This window comes from Flavobacterium sp. LC2016-23 (assembly GCF_009674775.1).
Classification (GTDB): domain Bacteria; phylum Bacteroidota; class Bacteroidia; order Flavobacteriales; family Flavobacteriaceae; genus Flavobacterium.
The window spans coordinates 117,199-139,984 of the sequence record NZ_WKKE01000008.1 but is presented as its reverse complement, the minus strand read 5'-3'; the positions used below and the strand labels follow the sequence as shown (position 1 = coordinate 139,984).

Sequence of the window (22,786 nt, the reverse complement as noted above, 5' to 3'; positions counted from 1 at the left end):
ACATGCATCATTATTTCTACGCTATTCATTTATTTGTAAATCGAAGAAAATCGCTGTCGGTTCTGTTGGCAGTGGCGATGCTTTTCTTATTTGGCTTTTTTGCTTCCCGGATAAAATTTGAAGAAGACATTACCAAACTTATTCCAACAAACGACAAATCTGATGTAACAGCAAAAGTGCTGAAACAGCTTAATTTTGCGGATAAGATTACTGTTATTTTCAAACTGGATAAAAACGGAACGGAAGAAGATTTAAAAGAAATGGCCACTGCTTTTTCAGACAGTGTTGCTGTATCGTGCAAACCTTATATAACAGGAATTCAGGGAAAAATAGACGAAGAAAACATTCAGGAAACGATTGATTTTGTTTACGGCAACCTACCGTTGTTTCTCGAAAATAAAGATTATGCCGCTATTCAGGATAAACTGCAAAAAGACAGTATTGCGGCAACGGTTCAGGGAAATTACAAATCGATTATTTCGCCGTCGGGATTTGTAACCAAAGATTTTATCCTGCAGGATCCTCTGGGGATTTCTTTTATTGCTTTAAAAAAATTACAACAGCTCAATGTTGGTGATGATTTTACGCTCGATAATGGTTTTGTAATGACCAAAGACAAAAAGAAATTATTGCTTTTTATTACATCGAATCTTCCGTCAAGCGAAACGGAAAAAAATAGTCTTTTTGCGGCTAAGCTTCAGTCAATTCAGGAGAATCTGAATCAGAAATTCAAAACCAAAACGTCCATCAGTTATTTTGGTTCCGCCCTGATTGCGGTTGCCAACGCGAATCAGATTAAAAGCGATATTATCTTAACAACATCCATCGCAATGTTTACGCTGATGCTGATTTTGATTTTATTCTACAGAAAAGTATTAATCCCGTTAATCATTTTTCTGCCAACCGTTTTTGGTGCTTTGTTTGCCGTGGCTTTTTTATACTTTGTAAAAGAACAAATCTCTGCTATTTCTCTCGGAATCGGGTCTATTTTATTGGGAATTACGATTGATTATTCCATTCATATCCTGACGCATTACAAACACAACAGCGATGTAAAAACGTTGTACAAAGACATTACCATGCCGGTGATCATGAGCAGTTCTACGACCGCTGTTGCCTTTTTATGCCTGCTTTTTGTAAAATCGGATGCACTAAACGACTTAGGGATTTTTGCAGCCGTAATCGTTATGGCTTCTGCTTTTTTCTCCCTTTTGATTGTGCCTCATTTATACAAACCAAAAGAAAATAATTTCGACCACAAGAAAAACGTGATCGATAAACTGGCGCATTTTTCTTTCCATAACAATAAAATCCTGATCGGGTTTTGTGTGCTAATCACGATTGTTTGTTGTTTTACCTATAATAAGGTCGGCTTCAACAATGATTTGTCACAACTGAATTTTGTTCCGAAAGAAATAAAAGCTGCCGAAAAAGATCTTGAAGAGAGTACAAGCTTAACGTCCAAAACAATTTATGTGGCTTCGTACGGAAAAACGATGGAAGAAGTGCTGCAGAACAACAGCCGCCTTTTTGCTGATTTGTCTAAAGAAAAACAACAACACAAAATATTAAATTTCAGCTCCGTTGGCGGAATCATGCTTTCGCAAAAAGAACAACAGCAGAAAATTGACCAGTGGAATTCCTTTTGGGATTCGAATAAAAAACAGCTTTTAAAATCCCAACTGATTTCTGAAGGCCTGAAATTAGGTTTCAAACCCACGACTTATTCCAGCTTTTTTGATCATTTGGATGCAGATTTCAAACCTATTTCAGCCAATGAATATCTAAAAGTCCGGGCTTTGCAATTGCATGAATTCGTCACTGAAAAAAAAGGTTTTTTTACGATTTCAACATTAGTAAAAGTAGCACCCGGACAACGTGATGCTTTTGTAAAATCGGCTGAAACCAAAAAAAATCTGATTGCCATTGACCGTCAGCAGATGAATGAAACTTTTTTCAGCACTTTAAAAACAGATTTTAATTCGCTTGTCAATTACTCTTTTGTGGCTGTCATCCTGATTTTGTTTTTCTTTTTCAGAAGAATCGAACTCGTCATTGTAAGCTGTATTCCGATTGCTTTAACGGGAATTGTAACGGCAGGAATTATGGGCATTTTTGGCATTCAGATGAATATTTTCAGCATGATTGTCTGCACGCTTATTTTTGGCCACGGTGTCGATTTCAGTATTTTTATGACAAGCGCCCTTCAGAAAGAATATACCAACGGAAAAAACGAAATTGCAATTTACAGAACGTCTATTATTCTGGCCGTAATTACCACTATTTTAGGAATTGGTGCCATGATTTTTGCACAGCATCCTGCGTTAAGATCTATTTCTTCGGTTTCATTAATCGGGGTTTTTGCAGCGCTCATCATTACATTTATTTTCTATCCGATTCTATTCAAATTATTTATATCAAACCGTTCCAAAAAAGGGAATGCCCCTTTTGAATTGCGAAGTTTGCTTCATGGAATAGTATCATTTGCCTATTATGGACTTGGCGGCATTGTAATGTCTGTTTTCAGCATGACTATTATGCCGATTCTTCCGGTTAGGGAAAAACCAAAAATGAAAGCATTTCGATATGCGATTTCAAAATTCATGAAATCGGTCTTGTATTCTAGTCCGTTTTTACACAAGAAGATCATTAACCAGTATAATGAAAATTTCGAAAAACCGGCCATTATTATCGCCAACCATTCGTCCTTTATCGACATTCTGGCGATGGGAATGCTGAGTCCGAAGATTATATTTTTAGTCAATGACTGGGTATACAACTCTCCTATTTTTGGCGGCACCGTTAGAAAAGCAGGTTTTTATCCGGTTTCAGAAGGACTTGAAGGCGGCGTTGAACATTTGCGCCAAAAAGTAAACGAAGGGTATTCCTTAATGATTTTCCCGGAAGGAACGCGTTCGGAAAGCAACCAGATCAAGCGTTTTCATAAAGGTGCGTTTTATCTGGCCGAAGCATTTAATTTAGACATTCTTCCCGTACTGATTCATGGTGCTTCAGAGGCCATTCCGAAAGGCGATTTTGTCATTCATCACAGTTATCTTACGGTTTCCATTTTAGAAAGAATTACGCCCGAAAATCTTTCTTTTGGAAAAAATTATGCCGAAAGAACGAAACAAATAGGGGCTTTTTTCAGGGATCAGTTTAGTCTCCTCCGTCAGGAATTAGAAGGTCCTGAATATTGGAAGAAAATGCTTCTTCACAGTTATGATTATAAAGAAATTGAAATCATAAACAGTGTCAAAAGCAATCTGAAAGCTCGTTTTGAAACGTATCATCAACTCAACAGGCATCTTTCGGCGAAAGCCGGAATATTACATTTGTCGGGTGATTACGGGCAATTGGATGCTTTATTGGCTTTGCAGGAACCACAACGAAAAATAGATTCTTTTCATTATGATGAAGAAAAATCAGCGGTGGCCAAAACCAATTATATCGTTACAAAAAGAAAGATTTCTTATCTGGAAAATATAGCAACCGCATTCGAAAATCAGTATGATGCTGTTTTAATTTCTGATGAAAATTATAAAAATGAAGCAGACAAAATTATTGCCCTTACTTCAACGGTAATTTTAATTGATAGTTCCCGTTTAAAAGACACTTTCACTAACTTTGGTTTTCATGCTGTTTTGGATGAAGGTGCTCTAATTATATTAAAGAAAAACTAGAATGAAAGAACATTACGATGTAGTGATAGTTGGTAGCGGTTTAGGCGGATTAGTGTCGTCTATAATTCTGGCTAAAGAAGGCTATAGCGTTTGTGTGCTTGAAAAAAACAATCAATATGGCGGAAACCTGCAGACTTTTGTACGCGACAAAACCATTTTTGATACCGGAATTCATTACATCGGAGGATTGAATGAAGGACAAAACCTGTACAAATATTTCAAATATCTCGGAATAATCGATCATTTGAATTTAAAAAGATTAGATGAAAATGGGTTCGATATCATCTCTTTTGAAGATGATAAAACCGAATATCCCCATGCACAGGGGTATGATAATTTTGTCAAACAACTGCAAAATTATTTCCCTGAAGAAAAATCAAATCTTGAAGCGTACTGCCGGAAAATAAGAACCATCTGCGACTCGTTTCCACTGTATAATTTAGAATGGGAAGGCAAATATGACAATGCCATTTTAGAATTAAATGCCAAGGCCACTATTGACGAATTTACAGAAAACAAAAAACTAAGGGCGGTTCTTGGCGGCTCCAATTTTTTGTATGCCGGAATTGCAGACAAATCTCCTTTTTATGTTCATGCGCTTTCTGTCAACTCCTATATTCAGAGTTCATGGCGTTGTATCAATGGTGGAAGTCAGATTACCAAGCAACTCCTGAAACAACTCAAAAAACACGGAGGGGAATTTTACAAACGTAAAGAAGTAACGCACTTTCCATCTGAAAACAACAAAGTAACTGCTGTAAAAATGAAAGACGGAACCGAGGTTTCCGGCACTTACTTTATTTCGAATATCGAACCGAAAACGACCTTAAGAATGGTTGGCGAAGAAAATTTCAGGAAATCATTCTATAGCCGGATCCAGAGTCTGGAAGGCGTAATTTCTGCTTTTAGCCTTTATATTGTTTTCAAACCTAAAACCTTCAGATACATCAACCATAATTATTATCATTTTAAAAAGAGTACGGAAGTCTGGACCTCTCATGAATATGATGAAGAGACCTGGCCAAAAGCCTATATGGCGTCGATGAATGCTTCTAAAAAAGAGGAAGAATGGGCAGAAGGAATGACTTTTATTACCTACATGAAGTTCGACGATGTTCTGACGTGGAGTGAAACTTACAATACGGCGGCTGAAAAAAACGACAGGGGAGAAAGTTACGAGGAATTTAAGTCCCGAAAAGCAGCTAAGTTTTTAGATGAAATTGAAATAAAATTCCCGGGAATCAGAAATTGTATCCGATCAATACATACTTCAACACCGCTTTCTTACAGAGATTATATTGGTGGCGACAAAGGTAATATGTATGGCTATGTAAAAGATTCCAACAATCCGATGAAAACCCTGATTGCCTCCAAAACCAAATTAGATAACCTTTACCTTACCGGACAGAGTATCAATATGCATGGCGTTTTGGGCGTAACCATCGGAGCTGTGGTAACCTGCTCCGAAATTATTGGAAAAGAATATCTTGTCAACAAAATCAATCAGGCATCTGAATAATTAGCACCATGAAGACCCGGATCCATCTACTTTTCTTTATTGGTTTATTAGGAGTATTCGTTTCCTGTGGTATCTCGAAATCAAAAACACATTTGCCCGATATTGCGCATTACGAAGCGGCAAACCCAATTGTTACTAAACTGTCCGACAGCATTTTTCTTTCCGGTAAAAATTCACTTTTAAAAAACAAACAAGGTCTTTGGGAATTATATGTTGAAGGGAATCCGCTCGAAATTGGTCTTGTAACCGGGGCTCTTTCCGATTCGCTTTTAAAAAAGCAGGAACAGATTTTTTTCTCCCGAATTGAAGATTTTGTACCTTCGAAATTCCAGCAAAGGCTGCTTCGCAATTTCCTAAAATGGTACAACAGAAAATTATATCAGAATGTGCCCGATGAATATCAAACAGAGATTTATGGCGTTTCGCAATATGCATCACATGATTTCGACAATTTAGCCCCACAATACCAGCGCAACTTATATTTGCATGCCGCACACGATATTGGTCATGCTTTACAGGATCTGGCTTTGGTAGGCTGCTCCTCATTTGCTGCCTGGGGTGAAAAATCGGAAGATGGGAATTTAATTCTGGGCCGTAATTTTGATTTTTATGTGAATGATGCTTTCGCGGAAAATAAAATCGTGGCTTTCATAAATCCGAAAGAAGGCCATCCTTTTATGATGGTAACCTGGGCAGGTATGATCGGTGCTGTTTCCGGAATGAATAAAGAAGGCCTTACCGTGACCATAAATGCCGGGAAATCCAAAATTCCAATGACAGCCAAAACACCAATCTCTATCCTGACAAGGGAGATTTTACAGCATGCCCAAAATATTGATGAAGCGATTGCGATTGCAAAAAAAAGAAAAGTATTTGTTTCAGAATCTATAATGATAGGGAGTGCCCAGGACAATAAAGCGGTTTTGATTGAAGTATCACCAAAAAAAATGGATGTGTATGATGTTCCCAACACCAATCAGTTAATTTGTTCGAACCATTTTCAGAGTGATGCTTTTAAAAATGACGAAAGAAACCAATTGCAAATTGCAAATAGTCATTCGAAATATCGCTTTGACAGAATGCAGGAACTTTTTGCGGAAAGCCCAAAAATTAATCCCGAAATAGCATCACAAATTCTGAGAAATAAAGAGGGTTTACAAAATATGGCTTTGGGTTACGGCAATGAAAAAGCACTAAATCAACTGATGGCGCATCACGGAATTATATTTAAACCCAAAGAAAAAATGGTCTGGGTTTCTGCAAATCCGTATCAGATGGGCGAATTTGTCTGTTACAATCTGGACTCCGTTTTTAACGAAAGAAAAGGCGGAACTATTCTTTCATTTGAAGAAGAAAACCGGAACATTGCCAAAGATCCTTTTTTGAAAACCGCCGCTTTTAAAAACTATCAGAAATTCAGAATTGAAGATCATAAAATAGATTCTTACCTGAGAAATAAAACAGAAGTCTCCTTTGATTTTATCCGAAACTACCAATCTTTAAACCCTGATTATTGGGTTGTATATTATAAAGCAGGATTGTATTTTTACCAAAAGAAATACTTTCAGCTGGCTCAGCATAATTTTGAAAAAGCACTAACCAAAGAAATCACAACTGTTCCTGATAAAGAAGCAATTGAAAAATATTTAAAAAAAATCAAAAGAAAATGAAAATGATTCCAGCAATAGAGAAGGATTCTTTAGAACAGATTAAAAATTTTCAGGAGCAGAAATTAGCAGAACTTTTGGCCTATATCAGTCAGAATTCCCCTTTTTACAAAAGACTTTTCGCAGGACAGAATATTGATATTTCAAAAATAAAAACTTTGGAAGATTTACAGCATTTACCTGTCACAACAAAAGAAGACTTACAACAGTACAATGATGATTTTTTATGCGTTCCGCAGCATAAAATTATTGATTATGCCTCTACTTCAGGGACTTTGGGAGATCCTGTTACTTTCGGTTTAACCGATGCAGACTTAGACCGACTGGCTTATAATGAAGCTATTTCGTTTGCCTGCGCCGGAATCGAAGAAGGTGATGTGGTGCAGTTAATGACCACAATTGACCGAAAATTTATGGCGGGACTGGCTTATTTTTTAGGTCTGCGAAAATTAAAAGTGGGTGTGATCCGCGTTGGGGCCGGAATTCCGGAATTGCAATGGGACTCAATTTTGAAATACAAACCTTCCTATTTAATTACGGTTCCTTCCTTTTTACTGAAGTTAATCGAATATGCCGAAGCACATGGAATTGACTATAATAATTCAAGTATAAAAGGGGCCATCTGCATTGGGGAATCGTTGAGAAATCAGGATTTTTCGATGAATATTTTATCTAATAAAATCATTGAAAAATGGAATATTAAGTTGTTTTCGACCTATGCTTCTACAGAAATGAGTACCGCTTTTACCGAGTGCGAACATGGCGTTGGCGGTCATCATCATCCGGAATTGATTATTGTTGAAGTGCTGGATGAAAATAATGTTCCTGTAAAAGAGGGAGAAATTGGTGAATTGACTTTTACTACTTTAGGTATTGAAGCCATGCCTTTACTGCGTTTTAAAACCGGTGATATTGTGCAATTACATAACAGCCCTTGTGCCTGCGGAAGAAATACGCTGCGTGTTGGTCCGGTTGTCGGGCGCAAAAAGCAAATGATTAAATACAAAGGCACGACGCTTTATCCGCCTGCCATGAACGATGTTTTAAGTGATTTCGACAATATTGAAAATCATATTATTGAAATTTCAACCAATGACTTAGGAACGGATGAAATTGTTATAAAAATTGCCGTGAAAAATCAAAGCCCTGAATTTTTACAGGAAATCAAAGATCACTTCAGAGCCAAATTACGAGTAACGCCAAAGATAGAATTCGCTTCAAAAGAAACATTAAATCCTTTGGTTTTTAATCCAATGAGTCGAAAACCAATTCGGTTTTTTGATTATAGAGTTCAATAGAAGGGGCAAAGTTACAAAGGTTCAGAGGGACAAAGGTCTTTTACCAATTCGAATAAAAAAAGCCTGGTTTTCACGAGGCTTTTTCGTTATATGTTTTTAAAGATCAATGAGTTCTAATGGCCCTGTTGACTGAATTAACTGTGGAGCCGTTATAAAAATCTGGTTATTGGCATCGACAACTCTGAAATACAAGTCAAAATAAGTAGGTTTTGAAGATGTCGTGGTATATAAATGTATTGGATTTCCTGTAGCGATCTGCGTATAAAACGAATTTGGATCCTGGTGACGCTTAATCCACCAGCTGAAATGCTGATAAGGAAGAGCTCCTCCGGAAATTGTCGCAGTCCAGGATCCCACTGAAGATTGAGTTACATAATTTGAACCCGTAAAACTGGCTGTAAGAGCAACTGGCAATGGAGTAGGATCTCCTTGTAAATTAATTGTGACGCTTTTGGATAACTCTTTCGGAACTGAAATTCCGTTATAAATTCTTCCTCTTTGATGTTTTGCTTTTAAAGTAATGGTATAATTTTTTTTCGGTGCAAATTCACTAAATTTTAAAGTACAGCTGCCGCCACTGCCGGCAATCTGCAAATAATTAGCATCAGCTGCCGCAATTTCCCAACTGTATGATGCCTCCAAAAGAGCTGATGCATCATGTGCAACAGAAAGGGTAAATGGAACGGTTCTTACTGGACTAGTGTACGGATTTAACTCCAGATTTAAAGCATATTTTCTATAAAAATGGTTAGGCGGAGGTGGTGTATTTGTCGTTTTATCTTCCCATAAATAATAATATTCGATACAGTTTTTATATAATCCTATTGAACCTTCTTTGGAATAAACCGTACTTCCTGCACCATCAGTAAGAATTGCTGCATGAGTAATCCCCTGTACTCTTTTAGCAATAAAATCTGGTTCATTATTCCAATATAAAACTTTTGATGCATTACTACTGTTATCCTCTACAAAAATACCGGTAGTTATAAACTGATCATAAATTTCGTAATTCTCCAATTTTTTTTTGTCCTCTGTCTCACTTAATGAAAATGCAAGTCCAAAACAGTTGTAGAGATTATCCTCTGATACTAGCAATGCTTTGGTTGAACAATCTTCTCCTGCTGGTTTTTTTGTACTTCCTGTACTTTTAATGACTGAGGTTTCATCATTTTGCCTGATGGTTTCTTCAGAGCACGAAAGCACTGCTAAAGCAATAAATGACATGAAAATAAATTTTACGTTTTTCATAGATTTTGATTCGTATTTGGATTTATAATTTAGTAAATCAAATATATGTGTTTTTAAGAGAAATACTACAGTATTCGTTTTATGGAATAATAAAACTTTGTTCTTTTGATTTTTTCCCACTTAGCTAAACCTTTGTCGCTTTGTCACTCTGAACCTTTGAACCTCAATTTGGTACAAATTGAACTAAAAAGTTGTAATTTTGCACAAAATATTGAAGATGGTCAAGATTGGCAACATAGAATTACCCGAATTTCCTTTACTACTCGCACCGATGGAAGATGTGAGCGATCCGCCGTTTCGCAGGTTATGCAAAACACATGGTGCTGACATGATGTATTCTGAATTTATTTCGTCGGAAGGATTGATTCGTGATGCGATCAAAAGCAGAATGAAGCTGGATATTTTTGATTACGAACGCCCGGTTGGAATCCAGATTTTTGGCGGTGATGAAGAAGCGATGGCACTTTCGTCTAAAATTGTGACAACCGTAAAACCTGATTTAGTAGATATCAATTTTGGATGTCCGGTAAAAAAAGTGGTTTGTAAAGGTGCCGGTGCAGGAGTTTTGAAAGATGTAGATTTGATGGTTCGTTTAACAAAAGCGGTGATCAGAAGTACTGATTTACCGGTTACGGTAAAAACACGCCTCGGCTGGGATGATAATTCTATTAATATTGATGAAGTTGCCGAAAGGTTACAGGATATTGGTGTTCAGGCTTTAACGATTCATGCCAGAACGCGCGCTCAGATGTACAAAGGCCACGCCGATTGGTCGCACATTGCAAGAGTAAAAAACAACCCAAGAATTACAATGCCTATTTTTGGAAATGGCGATATCGACAGCCCTGAAAAAGCATTAAAATATAAAAACGAATACGGTATCGACGGAATCATGATTGGACGTGCTGCCATTGGGTATCCTTGGATTTTTAACGAAATTAAACACTATTTTAAGACTGGCGAGCATTTAGCTGCTCCGACAGTTGGTGATCGTGTTGAAGCCTCCAGAAATCATCTGCAATGGTCTATGGACTGGAAAGGCGAACGCTTGGGAATTGTGGAAATGCGCCGTCATTACACCAACTATTTCAAAGGAATTCATTCTTTTAAAGAATACAAACAAAAATTGGTAACGACTGATGAGCCTGAAATTTTATTCGCGATTATGGATGAAATAAAAGAGGTTTACGCCGGATATGAGTTTGTGTAAAAAATAATTTTAAACGCAAGGGACGCTAAATTTTTTCCTTGCGCTATATGAAAAAATTGCAAAGTTCGCAAGGCTATATCAATTATAGCTTTGCGAACTTTGCGCTTATATAGAATCCGATAAATAAAAAACCTTTGCGTTCCTTGCGGTTAAATTCTAAAATATTTCTGCCATTTACTTTACACCTGAGTGCGTTTCCATTTCCCTCTTTTGTAAAAGAAAATACCCGCTAATGTTATGGCCGTTTCAGCAACCGGAATCGCGATAAAAACACCTGTGGGTCCCATCTGAAAATGTTTGGCCAATATAAAAGCCAAAGGAATCTGAAACAACCAAAAGCCGAAGAAATTAATTCCCGTTGGTGTCCAGGTATCTCCTGCCCCGTTGAAAGTATTAATCAGTACCATTCCGATTCCGTAGAAAATAAAACCGATGCTCATAATCTGTAAGGCTTCAACAGCAATGGTTTTCACCATTTCATCATTGGTGAAAAAGGAAATAATATACTTTCCAAAACATAAGGTGATGACCATAATGGCAGCCATAAAAATCACATTGTATCTGGCTGTGGTATAAACTGATTTTTCGGCACGATCGATTCTTTTCGCACCTAAATTTTGTCCTACTAAAGTTGCGGCTGCATTGCTTAATCCCCAGGCCGGAAGTATAAAAAACATCATAATTCGTAGTGCCGTCTGGTATCCGGCAGATCCATGATCACCTCCGGTTGTTGCCACCAGTTGTGCCAGAAAAATCCAGCTGCAGGATGCGATTACAAATTGTAACACTCCAGGAGCAGCAATTTTTATCAGTGCTTTTATTTGTTTAAAATCAGGAATAAAATACGATGCAATAATCTTTAAAACACCTTTCCCAAAAAACAAATGGTACAATTGGTACAGAACCCCAATGCTTCGTCCTAAGGTAGTCGCAATCGCAGCACCCGTCAGTCCGAAAGCCGGGACAGGACCAAAACCGTTAATTAATACCGGACATAAAATAATATTGCAAATATTGGCTAACCACAGACTTTTCATGGCAATGGCAGCATTTCCGGCGCCACGAAAAATTCCGTTAATCAGAAATAAAAGCATGATACACAAACTTCCGCCAATCATAATTTGTGTAAATCGGTAACCGTGTTCTGCGGCATCAGCAGATGCGCCCATGAGTATCAGAATATCCTTGGCATAAATAAACCCCAGTATACTCATTGCGCTATTGACTACAACAGCTATAATGATGGCCTGCATGCCTGCTTTTGCGGCGGCAATCGGATCTTTCTCCCCGATTCGCCTTGCTACAACGGCTGTTGCTGCCATACTAATACCAATAGCAACTGAATAGACGATTGTAATTACAGATTCTGTTAAGCCCACTGTCTGTATTGCAAAACTGCTATGCTCTAAGTGCCCGACAAAATATAAATCGACAAGTGCAAACACCGATTCCATCATCATTTCCAAAACCATAGGAATGGCTAAAAGAATGACTGCTTTTTTAATGCTTCCGGCCGTATAATCAAAAGATTCGTCTCCTTTGATCGCTGATTTTAAAGTGGTAAAAATTTTAGAAAATAAACTCTTTTGTATTGTTGTTTCTGTCATGATATAATAGGATAAATGATAAAATTAGCCCGGATGTAATACATCTGAACTGAAGAAAAAAAACGTAAGTATCCTAATTATTCTAAAAATAAAATAGGATTAGGCAGAAACAATCATAGACATGAATTTTTAAGAGGATAAATATAGCTAATTATTTTATATGGACGAGTACTAATCCAGCAGCTTTTTACTCACACGGCTGCTGGCAATTAAAGAAGCCACAAAGCCAAGCGAAACAATAGTTCCCATCACAATAAGTACATTTTCTAACGTAAAAACTACAGGATATGCCAAAGTCGGCGTAATCATAATGAGCTCGTATTGCTGCTGTAGCAGTACTAAAATAATCCCCAGAACAAGACCAATACTACCTCCGAAAACACTTAGCAGAGTTCCCTGAAGCAAAAAGATCTTTCTCAGATTATTGATTTCGGTTCCCAAGTTAAAAAGGGTTTTGAGATTTGCTTTTTTATCTAAAATCATCATGATCAAAGCACCGATCAGATTAAAAAGCGCGACAATAATGACTAAGGTAAAAATCAGATAAACGGCAATATTTTCAGTGTTGAGCATTTTATACAAAGACTCGTTGAGTTGTGCCCTGTTTTTTAAAGTGATTTTATTTTGAAAAATCTTTTCTAATTTAGAATTGACCACAGCTTCATCTGCATTGTCTTTCAAATTAAATTCAATTCCGGAAATCTGATTGGGTTTGTAGAGCAATAATTCCTGTGCCAGTCGCAAATCGGTAAATACGTATTTTGAATCCAGGTCTTCACTGATCGAATAAATTCCGACCGGTAAAACATCCGTTTTATTAAATGCTTCTTCGGGATTTTCAAAGGCTCCCTTTCCGGGTTTAGGAGCAAGGACCTGCAATGGGTTTTCGAAATCGAGCAATCCCATGGAAAAATCCCTGGCGATTCCATAACCAACAACAACCTGATAACTGTCCGGTTTCAGCCATTGTCCGTTAAACAGTTTTTTTTTGATGTCGTTTACCACTACATAATTACTGTCAACCCCTTTGATATAAGTTACCTGTTGCTTGTCTTTAAAAATAAACAAAACACGTTCCTCGATAATTTTAGTATATGAAGCTACACCGTTAATTTTCTTAATCTGGCTTTCCTGACCGGGCGTCAGTAAAAATGATTTTCCGTACGTACTGGTCATTTTTAAATCCGGATCGATTTCATTTGTAAACGAAAGGCTAAACACTTTTAGTCCGCTAAAAACAGACAATACCACAAACAAAGCCATTGTACCAACAATAATTCCCATGCTGGCAATACGATTGATAATATTTATAGCATTGTTTTTACTTCTGCTAAAAATGTAACGTTTGGCTATGTAAAGCGGAAAATTCAATTTATGACTTTCTTCTTTTGTCTAAAAGATCACGATTTTCGATTGGGTTTTCTCTGTTGGATAATGCATTATCAATTTTCTCGATATAATCTAAAGAGTCATCGATAAAGAATACCAGATTTGGTACACGACGCAATTGCAAACGTACGCGCTGAGACAAATCGTGTTTGATTAAAGTGGTATTCGATTTAATTCCTTCTAAAGTTTCTTTGGCTTTCTCCTGAGGAAAGATGCTTAAATATACGGTTGCTACTGATAAATCTGAAGTAACACTAACTTTGGATACTGAAATTACTAAATTATTAATTCCGTTTTTTCGCACTTCACCTTGCAAAATATCAACCAAATCTTTTTGGATGACACCGCCTATTTTTTTCTGTCTATTTGTTTCCATACTGCAAAAATACTATTTTAAATTTCAATCAATACAATTTCAAATAAACAATAGAATGATTTTTACATTCTTCTCTATTTTTAGTTTCATTTTTTGCTCTTTTTGATTAGGTTCTCCTGAAAGCAGTATTAGTCATCGGGCTGTTTTTTATAAAAGATGAATTCCAAATTGCCGGGATAAGGAAATACAAAATAGCATTTTTACGACAAAATATTTGATACGATATTTAAAATATTGACAAAAAAAAGGAGCTTCACTGAGCTCCTTTTCTTTATCTGTTTTGTAACCATCCTTCCGGATTATTATTGGATGTATTTTGAAGAATCAAAAACTTGATAATCGTTTTACCCGTATCTCCACTGGTTCTTACTTTTCCGATACTTTGTTTAATATTTACTTTATCTCCTTTATTTACAAATACCTGACTCAGGTTTTGATATACTGTAAAATAATCTCCATGCTGTATCATAACTGCCCTGTTTATTGGAGATAAAACCATAATACTGGAAACCTCTCCTTCAAATACAGCACGGGCATTTGCACCTTGTTCGGTCGTGATCTCTACTCCCGAATTATGAACCGTTAGTGAAGGATAAAGCGGGTGAGGCTGATCTCCGTAACCCAGCGAAATAAATCCTTTTTCTACCGGCCATGGTAATTTTCCACGGTTTGCTTTAAAATCTGCTGCTAAAATTTTTCCTTCCGGCGTTAACGCAATTTTAGAAGAGGAAACAGGCGCATTTGAAGGTGCAGATCCCGGATTGTCTTTTGCTCTTTCAAGAGCTGCTTTTCTATTGGCTTCAGCAATGGCCTCACGAATTAAACGATCAATTTGTCTGTCAATTCTTTTCGCTTCCTGCTGTTTGCTTCTTGTATCTGCAATAATCTTATTTTTATCTTTTTTAATGGCGTTCACCAGTTTTTGCTGTTCTCTTTTCTCAGCTTCCAAAGCCAGTCTCTCTTTCTGATTTTCAGCAATAATTTTCTTCTTATCTTGTCTCTGACCATTCAGCTTTGCATTGAAATCGACTAACTGTGCCGTTTTAGACTGAATTTCCAATCCCTGGTTTTTTCTGAAATTCGTATATTGTTTTAAATATTGTGCTCTTTTATAGGCCTGCAAAAAACTTTCCGATGATAAAATAAACATAGCCCTGCTTTGCTCGGAACGGCTTTTATAAGATTTAAGGATCATTTTAGCATAATCTTCTTTTAAAACCGTCAGTTCTTTTTTTAACTTATTAACCTTAACCTGATTAATATACATGTCATTGCTCAGCAGTCTTTCCTGCTTTGCTGTTGTATTGATCAGTTTTTCTTTCAGCTTGATTTTATTTGCCTGAATTAAAAATACATTTACCGCTGATTTTTCTTTTTTCTTTACGGATTGCAACATTTTTTCGTTGTCTCTAATTTCCTGCTGAATCTGAGCTTTTCGCTGTTCAAGTTTTTCTTGTTGCGAATCTTGTGCCCACATGAATGTAGTGGCGCATATAAAAATTAGGCTTAGGAGAAATTTTGGCATGTTTCTGTTTTCTTTTTGCAAATTTACTTAATTATAACCTTTTTATAGCCACTTGGTACACTATAAGGAAAAGAAAGTTCTTCGTTGAATGTAATATTGTTGTAATTTAAATTAATGTCTGTTTTTCCTTTCGGCTGAACCGCATTAATTTCGATTGCGGTTGGAATTGTTCCCTGGTCAAAAGTTTTAGTATCAGAATATCTAATCTCTAGCATTCTGTTTTCCGAAGGCTGCGAAATTTGTTCTTTTTGCAGCAAATATTTTTCAGGTTCCAAAAAGAACGTTTTTTTAATATTTGTTTCTTTCTCATCATCCAGGCGGAAAAGATTCTCTACAATTTCCTGTGTATATTTCCCCTTTCTCAGATCGTCTAAAGCTTCTCCAATCAGTAAATTTTGCACTTTGCTGTAATCTAATTCAGTTCCCAGCCATTTGCTCAGGCTTGTAAAATCACCTTCGTAATACGTACTGTTTATTTTTTCATAATAACTTACAGTGGTTGGTGTAATCAACGCTTTTGCCATTGTAATGCCAAGAAAACGGACACTTACCAAAATCTGCTTGTCTTTTTCAATTTTAATTTCGGCAGAAACATTTTGACTTTGTTTCTCATCAACATATCTCGCACTCGATTTTATGTATAATGTCTTAAAATCTAATTTGTTGTCATAATGCTTTTCAATTGCTTTTTTGTCTGTTTTTGTCTCAGCAACTTCGGCAGTCTTGTTCTGTACGGCAACCGCTTTAGATTTACAGGAAACCAGAAAAACGGATACCAGTAGTATCGCTATATATTTTTTCATCTACTCTTCGTCTTTTATTTTTTTTTCTTTAATACTTCATTTGCCTTCAAAAAGTATTCCTCTTTTTTCTTAGCATCTCCCAGCCCATTATAAGCCTCTCCTAACTGAATATTAAAATTTGCTTCCAGCTTTATATCGTCAACGACATAATCCAGTCCCATTTCTAAAACGGTTTTTGCATTCTTAAATTGTTTCAACTGATTGTTACCTAAACCGGCATAGTAATAAAACTGAGGCTGACTCGGATAAACTTCAATCATGTACATCGCTCTTTTTGTTAAAGGTTCAAATTGTTTTGCCTGCGTGTACGCTTCAAGCAAAAGTAAATTGGTCTCCCGATCTGTATCTGAATTTGATTTCAGCTCTTTCTCGTAATACTTAATCGCGTTTTCAAATTGATTTTTACTGTGATAAAATTTACCGATTTCTCTTGCAACGTCGATTTCTTTATCGTTGTCAAAATAAGAAATGGCTTTTTCCAGATCCGGAGCGTACTGCGGATTTTTATTCACATAAATCAAAAACTCATTTAAGGTACGATGTTTTATTTTCGAATCTATTTTGGAGCTTGATAAAATTACATTCATCGCCTTAATTGCTTTATCGGCCTGATTAGCATCTAAATATCCTTTGAACAAACTTACCTGTGCCCATTCAGAAGTTGGAATTTCTTTGGCCAGCTGCTTCGCAACGTCTAAAGCTTTATCGGTTTCTTCTCCTTTTGAATATAGAAAAATCAGGTTTACATAATTTGATTCTTCTTTTGGATTTTTCTTAATCTCACTGATCAGATTGCCAATTTCGGCATTCTGATATTTCCCCTGAGATAAAATCTGGTTTTTATAAATTTCACGATCTGATGATTTTCCAAACTTATCATTCATTTCGTTGATAGCAACCAGCGCTTTGTCGTATTGGTTGGTGATCATGTATAACGAAATCAAATCGTCTTTGTACTCTTCATCAAAAAGAATAATTCTCTGAATGGTTTCAATGGCCAGAGGATAGTTTTTGGTTTCAAAACTTACGTCATAAATTCCCAACCAGAACCATTTGTTTTTGGGGTCCAGCTGAGTGGCTTTTTCGAAGGAATCCTGTGCGTTTCTGTACTGTTTTAAAGCCAGATAATTTTTGCCCAATTCGAAATAAGCAACAGCATCATTCGGTTTTAGTTTAATGCACTTCTCCAATGAAACAATGGCTTTATCGTAATTTTCAATTCCTTTTTGCTTTAAGGATTCATAAAAAGAATCCTGATACTGATCGGTAGCCATAGCAATATCTTCCGGTTCAATCTGAGCCAGAACTGAAGCTGTGTTACCAAACAAAGCCAAAAATAAAATTACCAAAAACCCTTTTTTCATCCTTTTTTATAATCCTATTTCTAATTAAAAAAATCCCTGAACTATTCCAAAACAGAATAATCACCAATGCTAATACTGGTAAACTTACCATCATAAATCACGTGATTTCCTATCATCGCATTGTCTAAGTTAGCGTTTTTAATTTGGGAATAGGTCTGTACTAAGCTATTTTTAACAGTACTGTCAATAACATGACATCCTTTGCCTAAAGAAACATTTGGGCCTACGGTTGCATTTTTCAACACTACATTTTCCCCGATATAACAAGGCGGAATAATTGTAGCGTTTTCTAATACTACATTATAATCTACTAAATGCTCGCCATCATTATGTAAAAAGCCCAGCATTCTTGTATTGGTTTCAACGGTTACATCTTTGTTTCCACAGTCCATCCACTCATCAACACTTCCGGTTTTAAAAACTTTTCCGTTGGCCATCATGGCCTTAATTCCGTCATTAATCTGATACTCCCCTCCATTCTGGATGTTATTGTCCAAAACATTCTGAAGTTCTTTTTTCAAATCACCAACTTCTTTAAAATAGTAAATACCAATAACTGCTAAATCGCTTACAAACTCTTTTGGTTTTTCAACCAACTCTATAATCTCATTATTTGTATTCAGTTTTACAACTCCAAAAGCTTCCGGCTGTTCTACTTGTTTTACCCAAATTACAGCATCTGCCTGCGGGTCTAATTCAAAATCTGCCCTGATTAAAGTATCTGCATATGCAATTACGGCCGGTCCTGACAGCGATTCTTTGGCACACATAATAGCGTGTCCGGTTCCTAAAGGTAAATCCTGACGGTAGATAGATGCTTTTGCTCCTAAGCTTCCGGCTAGTTCTTCTAAACTGGCAACAAGATCATCTCCGAAAAAAGCAGGATCTCCAAGTATGAATGCAACTTCTTCAATTGGTTCTTTTAATATTTCAGCAATATCTTCCACCAAACGATGTACAATTGATTTTCCCGCAACCGGAATTAATGGTTTGGGAACAGTTAAAGTATGTGGTCTAAGCCGCGATCCGCGGCCCGCCATTGGAACGATTATTTTCATTTGTCTTTTTATTTTTTAGGTGAAGATTTAAAAATCTTCAATTGGTTTGGTCTGTTGTAAAGTTTGTGACTGAAAGCTTAGACTGTAAACTATTTTACCCCTGTACTTCCAAAACCGCCTTCGCCTCTCGAAGTTACTGAAAGTTCTTCCACTTCAATCCACTCCGCTCTTTCATGTCTGGCTATAATCAATTGTGCAATTCTTTCTCCGTTTTCAATTACGAAAACTTCATTTGACAAATTTACTAAAATTACACCTATCTCGCCTCTGTAATCAGCATCTACTGTTCCGGGTGAATTTAAAACCGTAATCCCTTTTTTGGCCGCAAGACCGCTTCTTGGTCTCACCTGTGCTTCATATCCTATAGGTAATTCAATAAAAAGTCCCGTTTTTACAATGGTTCTTTCTAATGGTTTTAAGGTTATTGATTCACTCAGATTAGCACGCAAATCCATTCCTGCCGAAGCAATAGTTTCGTAGTTCGGAAGATCGTGCTGTGATTTATTGATTATTTGTATTTTCATTTTTATTTAAAATCTTAAAAACAAAATTGGCTTTTAAACCCATCTTATTTCCTATTCATAATTCCTTTGATGGTGTCTTTTTCGTTGTGATACACAAAGTAAATAAAGACTAAAAGCAGCGGGATGCCAACATAATATTTTTCCCTGAATCCGTAAAAAGAAATGGCGGAGAATAAAATGGAAATCCCTAAATAGGCTCCTATCTTTTTCATATCATACGGTATTGGATAATACTTGTTTCCTAAAACATAGGATATCAGCATCATGGAACCGTAGGCAGAAATAGTCGCAATTGCAGATCCGTAATAACTGTATTTTGGAATCAGGAAGTAATTCAAAACCAAGGTCACGATTGCTCCGACGATAGATATGTAAGCGCCGATTTTAGTCTGGTCTGTAAGTTTATACCAGACTGATAAGTTGTTGTAAATTCCCAAAAAGAAATTGGCCAGTATGATTAGGGGAACCACTTTCATAGCCTCCCAGTACGATTTATTATCAAGTAAAAGAAATTTTAAAAAGTCAGCAAATACAATAACTCCCAATAAAATCAGGGAACCAAAAATGACAAAGTATTTCGTGATAACAGCATAGGTCTGAGGTGCGTTTGCATTTTTCGCGTGACTAAAAAAGAAAGGTTCAATACCCAGCCTAAAAGCCGTTGCAAACAAAACCATAAACAAACCTAATTTATAACAGGCCGAATAAGCCCCAACTTCTGATTTAGCTAAGTTTTCCGGCAACAAATAACCCAGTAAAATTTTATCAAAATGTTCGTTCACGGCAAAGGCTAGTCCTGCGACAAGAATCGGCAAACCGTATTTCATCATTTTTTTCCAAAGCACAGGATCGAATTTTCGTCCAAGCGAAAGATAATTTGGCGATAAAACCACGAAAGTGGCTAAACTGGCCAACAAATTAGCAATGAAAATATAAGCAATCTGAAAGTTCTCGACATATAAGTTATCCCAAACAGAATTAGGATGCGAGGCTGCAAGTTTTGGCAGGTATATTAAAAAGAAGAAATTCAGTACCATATTAATTACCACATTTCCAATTTTTATGGCCGCATAAACCATTGGTCGCTGATTCGCCCTTAACTTAGAAAATGGCACTAAAACCAATGCATCCAAAACTAAAATCCACACAGAGTAGGTGATATATTGGGTATCTACTTCGGCCCAGTTGGCGAGCGTATTTCTAAAAATTAAAGCTGCAAACAAAAATACTATTGAAGACCAGAAGATTGAGATCGTAGAAGTGGCGATGACATTTTTCTTATCCTCTTCAGCACTGTAAAACCTAAAAAAAGCAGTTTCCATTCCATAAGAAAGTACCACGTTAAAAAATACCATCCAGGACAAAACGATGGAAACTTCCCCGTATTCTGATGTTGGTAAAATACCGGTGTACAATCTCACTAATAAAAAACTTAGCATTCGCGGCAAAACCGTTGCTAGCCCGTAAATAGCAGTTTGTTTGAATAGATTCTTATATAATCCCAAAATATGTTTGTAATAAAGTTCGTGAAACAAAAATAACCATTTCTTTGGTTAATTATTGCTTTTGTTGATTCAATAAAAAAACTTCAATATAAATTTTACATTGTTAATTTTTTTTCATCTAAGATTTTGACAAAATGAAATCCTTTTGGACCATATCCCTGGTTGTAATAAAATCGATGTGCCCCAAAATTTCCTGTAAAAGCATCTAAAACAATGCTGCTGCATTCTAAAGCTATTGCTTTTTGTTCTATAAAATCGGTTAACAGTTTTCCTATCCCCTTAGAGCGATGACTTGGATTTACAACAAAATTATCAATTTCGAGATATTTACCGGTCCATAATTTAGTAGCCGACCAGCAACCTGTTATTCCTACACAGATTTCACCTTCAAAAACTCCAATCTGCATATAATTATGCGGTACCATCTCAGAAAGATAGGCTTCGTATTTTTCAACAGAAAGGTTAGGATAAAGAAATCTCATCGTTTCAATCTGGAGCAGCATTTCAGGAATAGTAACTAATTCTTGTATTTGTAAGTTCATGATTTTAAAAATAAATAGTCAAAAATACTTAATTTTTTCCGTTGCCCCTTATATAACTCATAACTGAATATGTGAAATATATAAATTAGTCTCAAAAATTATATAAGTACTTTTGATTGTTTCTGCCTTAAATTTGCTAAACAGGGATTGAGAAGAGCTGATTTGTAACCCTTAAAAAAACAAAGCACTGGGACTAATAAAGCTTGTTTGTTCCCATAAAAGACAAAGCACAAGGGATTGATTCTGCTGAAATGTAACCCTAAAAAAAACAGAGCATTGGGACTAATAAAGCTAGTTTGTTCCCATAAAAGACAAAGCACAAGGGATTGATTCTGCTGAAATGTAACCCTAAAAAAACAGAGCATTGGGATTGATAAAGCTAGTTTGTTCCCATGAAAGACAAAGCGTTGCAGATGTCTATAGTCTGCCCATAAGTTTTAAAATGGTATTGATTCTCGGTTTGTGATTGAATCGGGAATTACCATTTTGAAAATCTAAAAAATCTAAAAAACTATTATACGTAAAAAAGGGTCAACGATTGTTGACCCTTTTTTTATGCTTTTGAAATAAATTATCCGTTCAAAGCTTCTGCTCCACCAACAATCTCTAAGATTTCGTTAGTAATAGCTGCCTGACGTGCTTTATTGTAAGTCAATTTTAATTGGTTTCTTAATTCAGTTGCATTGTCAGTTGCCTTATGCATTGCTGTCATACGCGCTCCGTGTTCTGAAGCAAATGAATCGCGAATTCCTTTATATAATTGTGTTTTCAATGATTTAGGAATCAAAGTCAATACAATTTCTTCTTTTGAAGGCTCAAAAATATAATCGGCTGCAGCAACCGGAACTTCCGTTTTAATTGGAGCCAATGGCAAAAACTGCTCTACCTGAACGATTTGAGTAGCAGCATTTTTAAACTGATTATAAATCAATTCAATTCTATCATACTCTCCGGAAAGGAATTTTTCAGTTAATTTTTCTGCAATTGAAGCTACATTATCAAAAGTCAAATGATCAAAAATTGCATTATGATGACCGTGAACTGTATGTGTTTTCGCCAGAACGTCGTTTCCTTTTTTACCTATTGGAAAAATATCAACTTGCTTTCCTGCGTAAAACTGCGTACGAACTTTAGCTTCTTTAATAATATTAGTATTAAATGCTCCGCATAAACCTCTGTTTGAAGTTATAGCAACAAGTAATACCTTTTTTACTTCACGCTGAGTGGTATAATCTCCTCCTACTTCACCATCAAGTGTAGCAGAAAGATTTTGTAACAACTCTGTTAATTTCTCGGCATAAGGGCGCATTGCAGTGATTGCATCTTGTGCTTTCTTAAGCTTTGCAGCAGAAACCATTTTCATAGCCGATGTAATCTGCATCGTCGATGAAACGGAAGTAATTCTATTACGGATTTCCTTTAAATTTGCCATTTGTTAATTAAAAAATGTGACAATTTGAAAATTAGA

At 36.2% G+C, this 22,786-nt stretch carries 17 protein-coding genes; 5 read left to right on the top strand and 12 right to left on the bottom strand.

What is annotated here, in order from left to right; genetic code table 11:
• Window positions 1–2: 2 nt before the first annotated feature.
• Genes GJU43_RS08660 through GJU43_RS08645 form a run of 4 tightly spaced genes read left to right on the top strand, consistent with a single transcriptional unit; the run spans window position 3 to window position 8,167 of the window.
• The gene (locus GJU43_RS08660; protein ID WP_154340373.1) at window positions 3–3,683 is read left to right on the top strand and encodes a 1-acyl-sn-glycerol-3-phosphate acyltransferase; all 3,681 of its coding nucleotides are present in this window, start codon (window positions 3–5) and stop codon (window positions 3,681–3,683) included.
• A 1-nt stretch (window position 3,684) separates the two neighbouring features.
• Entirely contained in the window at window positions 3,685–5,202 is a 1,518-nt protein-coding gene (locus GJU43_RS08655; protein WP_154340372.1) for an NAD(P)/FAD-dependent oxidoreductase, read from the top strand.
• 8 nt (window positions 5,203–5,210) lie between these two features.
• Window positions 5,211–6,872, top strand: coding sequence for a C45 family peptidase (locus GJU43_RS08650; protein WP_154340371.1), 1,662 nt, complete (start codon window positions 5,211–5,213; stop codon window positions 6,870–6,872).
• A gap of 2 nt (window positions 6,873–6,874) precedes the next feature.
• The gene (locus GJU43_RS08645; protein WP_154340370.1) at window positions 6,875–8,167 is read left to right on the top strand and encodes a phenylacetate--CoA ligase family protein; all 1,293 of its coding nucleotides are present in this window, start codon (window positions 6,875–6,877) and stop codon (window positions 8,165–8,167) included.
• A 96-nt stretch (window positions 8,168–8,263) separates the two neighbouring features.
• Here GJU43_RS08645 and GJU43_RS08640 read toward each other — a convergent pair whose 3' ends face one another.
• Entirely contained in the window at window positions 8,264–9,415 is a 1,152-nt protein-coding gene (locus tag GJU43_RS08640) for a hypothetical protein (protein WP_154340369.1), read from the bottom strand.
• Window positions 9,416–9,632: 217 nt separating this feature from the next.
• Here GJU43_RS08640 and dusB point away from each other — a divergent pair, with 217 nt between their 5' ends.
• Window positions 9,633–10,625, top strand: a complete 993-nt coding sequence (dusB, locus tag GJU43_RS08635) for a tRNA dihydrouridine synthase DusB (protein ID WP_154340368.1) — start codon at window positions 9,633–9,635, stop codon at window positions 10,623–10,625.
• 179 nt (window positions 10,626–10,804) lie between these two features.
• Here the strand turns inward: dusB and GJU43_RS08630 are convergent, their stop codons facing one another.
• From GJU43_RS08630 to atpG, 11 genes are all read right to left on the bottom strand, one after another.
• Window positions 10,805–12,232, bottom strand: a complete 1,428-nt coding sequence (locus GJU43_RS08630; RefSeq protein WP_154340367.1) for an MATE family efflux transporter — start codon at window positions 12,230–12,232, stop codon at window positions 10,805–10,807.
• 171 nt (window positions 12,233–12,403) lie between these two features.
• Window positions 12,404–13,603 (bottom strand): FtsX-like permease family protein, encoded by a 1,200-nt coding sequence (locus tag GJU43_RS08625; RefSeq protein WP_154340366.1) that lies wholly within the window; start codon window positions 13,601–13,603, stop codon window positions 12,404–12,406.
• A 1-nt stretch (window position 13,604) separates the two neighbouring features.
• Window positions 13,605–13,997 carry a 30S ribosome-binding factor RbfA gene (rbfA, locus tag GJU43_RS08620; protein WP_127338119.1) on the bottom strand — a complete coding sequence of 131 codons (393 nt, stop codon included), beginning with the start codon at window positions 13,995–13,997 and terminating at the stop codon, window positions 13,605–13,607.
• A gap of 271 nt (window positions 13,998–14,268) precedes the next feature.
• The gene (locus tag GJU43_RS08615; RefSeq protein ID WP_154340365.1) at window positions 14,269–15,522 is read right to left on the bottom strand and encodes a murein hydrolase activator EnvC; all 1,254 of its coding nucleotides are present in this window, start codon (window positions 15,520–15,522) and stop codon (window positions 14,269–14,271) included.
• 23 nt (window positions 15,523–15,545) lie between these two features.
• The gene (locus GJU43_RS08610) at window positions 15,546–16,325 is read right to left on the bottom strand and encodes a DUF4292 domain-containing protein (RefSeq protein WP_154340364.1); all 780 of its coding nucleotides are present in this window, start codon (window positions 16,323–16,325) and stop codon (window positions 15,546–15,548) included.
• Between the two features lie 14 nt (window positions 16,326–16,339).
• The gene (locus tag GJU43_RS08605) at window positions 16,340–17,689 is read right to left on the bottom strand and encodes a lipopolysaccharide assembly protein LapB (protein WP_154340363.1); all 1,350 of its coding nucleotides are present in this window, start codon (window positions 17,687–17,689) and stop codon (window positions 16,340–16,342) included.
• A gap of 41 nt (window positions 17,690–17,730) precedes the next feature.
• Window positions 17,731–18,747, bottom strand: coding sequence for a sugar phosphate nucleotidyltransferase (locus GJU43_RS08600; protein ID WP_154340362.1), 1,017 nt, complete (start codon window positions 18,745–18,747; stop codon window positions 17,731–17,733).
• Between the two features lie 89 nt (window positions 18,748–18,836).
• The gene (gene dut / locus GJU43_RS08595) at window positions 18,837–19,271 is read right to left on the bottom strand and encodes a dUTP diphosphatase (protein WP_154340361.1); all 435 of its coding nucleotides are present in this window, start codon (window positions 19,269–19,271) and stop codon (window positions 18,837–18,839) included.
• Between the two features lie 44 nt (window positions 19,272–19,315).
• Window positions 19,316–20,776 carry a lipopolysaccharide biosynthesis protein gene (locus GJU43_RS08590; protein ID WP_154340435.1) on the bottom strand — a complete coding sequence of 487 codons (1,461 nt, stop codon included), beginning with the start codon at window positions 20,774–20,776 and terminating at the stop codon, window positions 19,316–19,318.
• A gap of 95 nt (window positions 20,777–20,871) precedes the next feature.
• The gene (locus GJU43_RS08585; protein ID WP_154340360.1) at window positions 20,872–21,318 is read right to left on the bottom strand and encodes a GNAT family N-acetyltransferase; all 447 of its coding nucleotides are present in this window, start codon (window positions 21,316–21,318) and stop codon (window positions 20,872–20,874) included.
• Window positions 21,319–21,889: 571 nt separating this feature from the next.
• Entirely contained in the window at window positions 21,890–22,750 is an 861-nt protein-coding gene (atpG, locus tag GJU43_RS08580; protein ID WP_154340359.1) for an ATP synthase F1 subunit gamma, read from the bottom strand.
• Window positions 22,751–22,786: the final 36 nt, after the last annotated feature.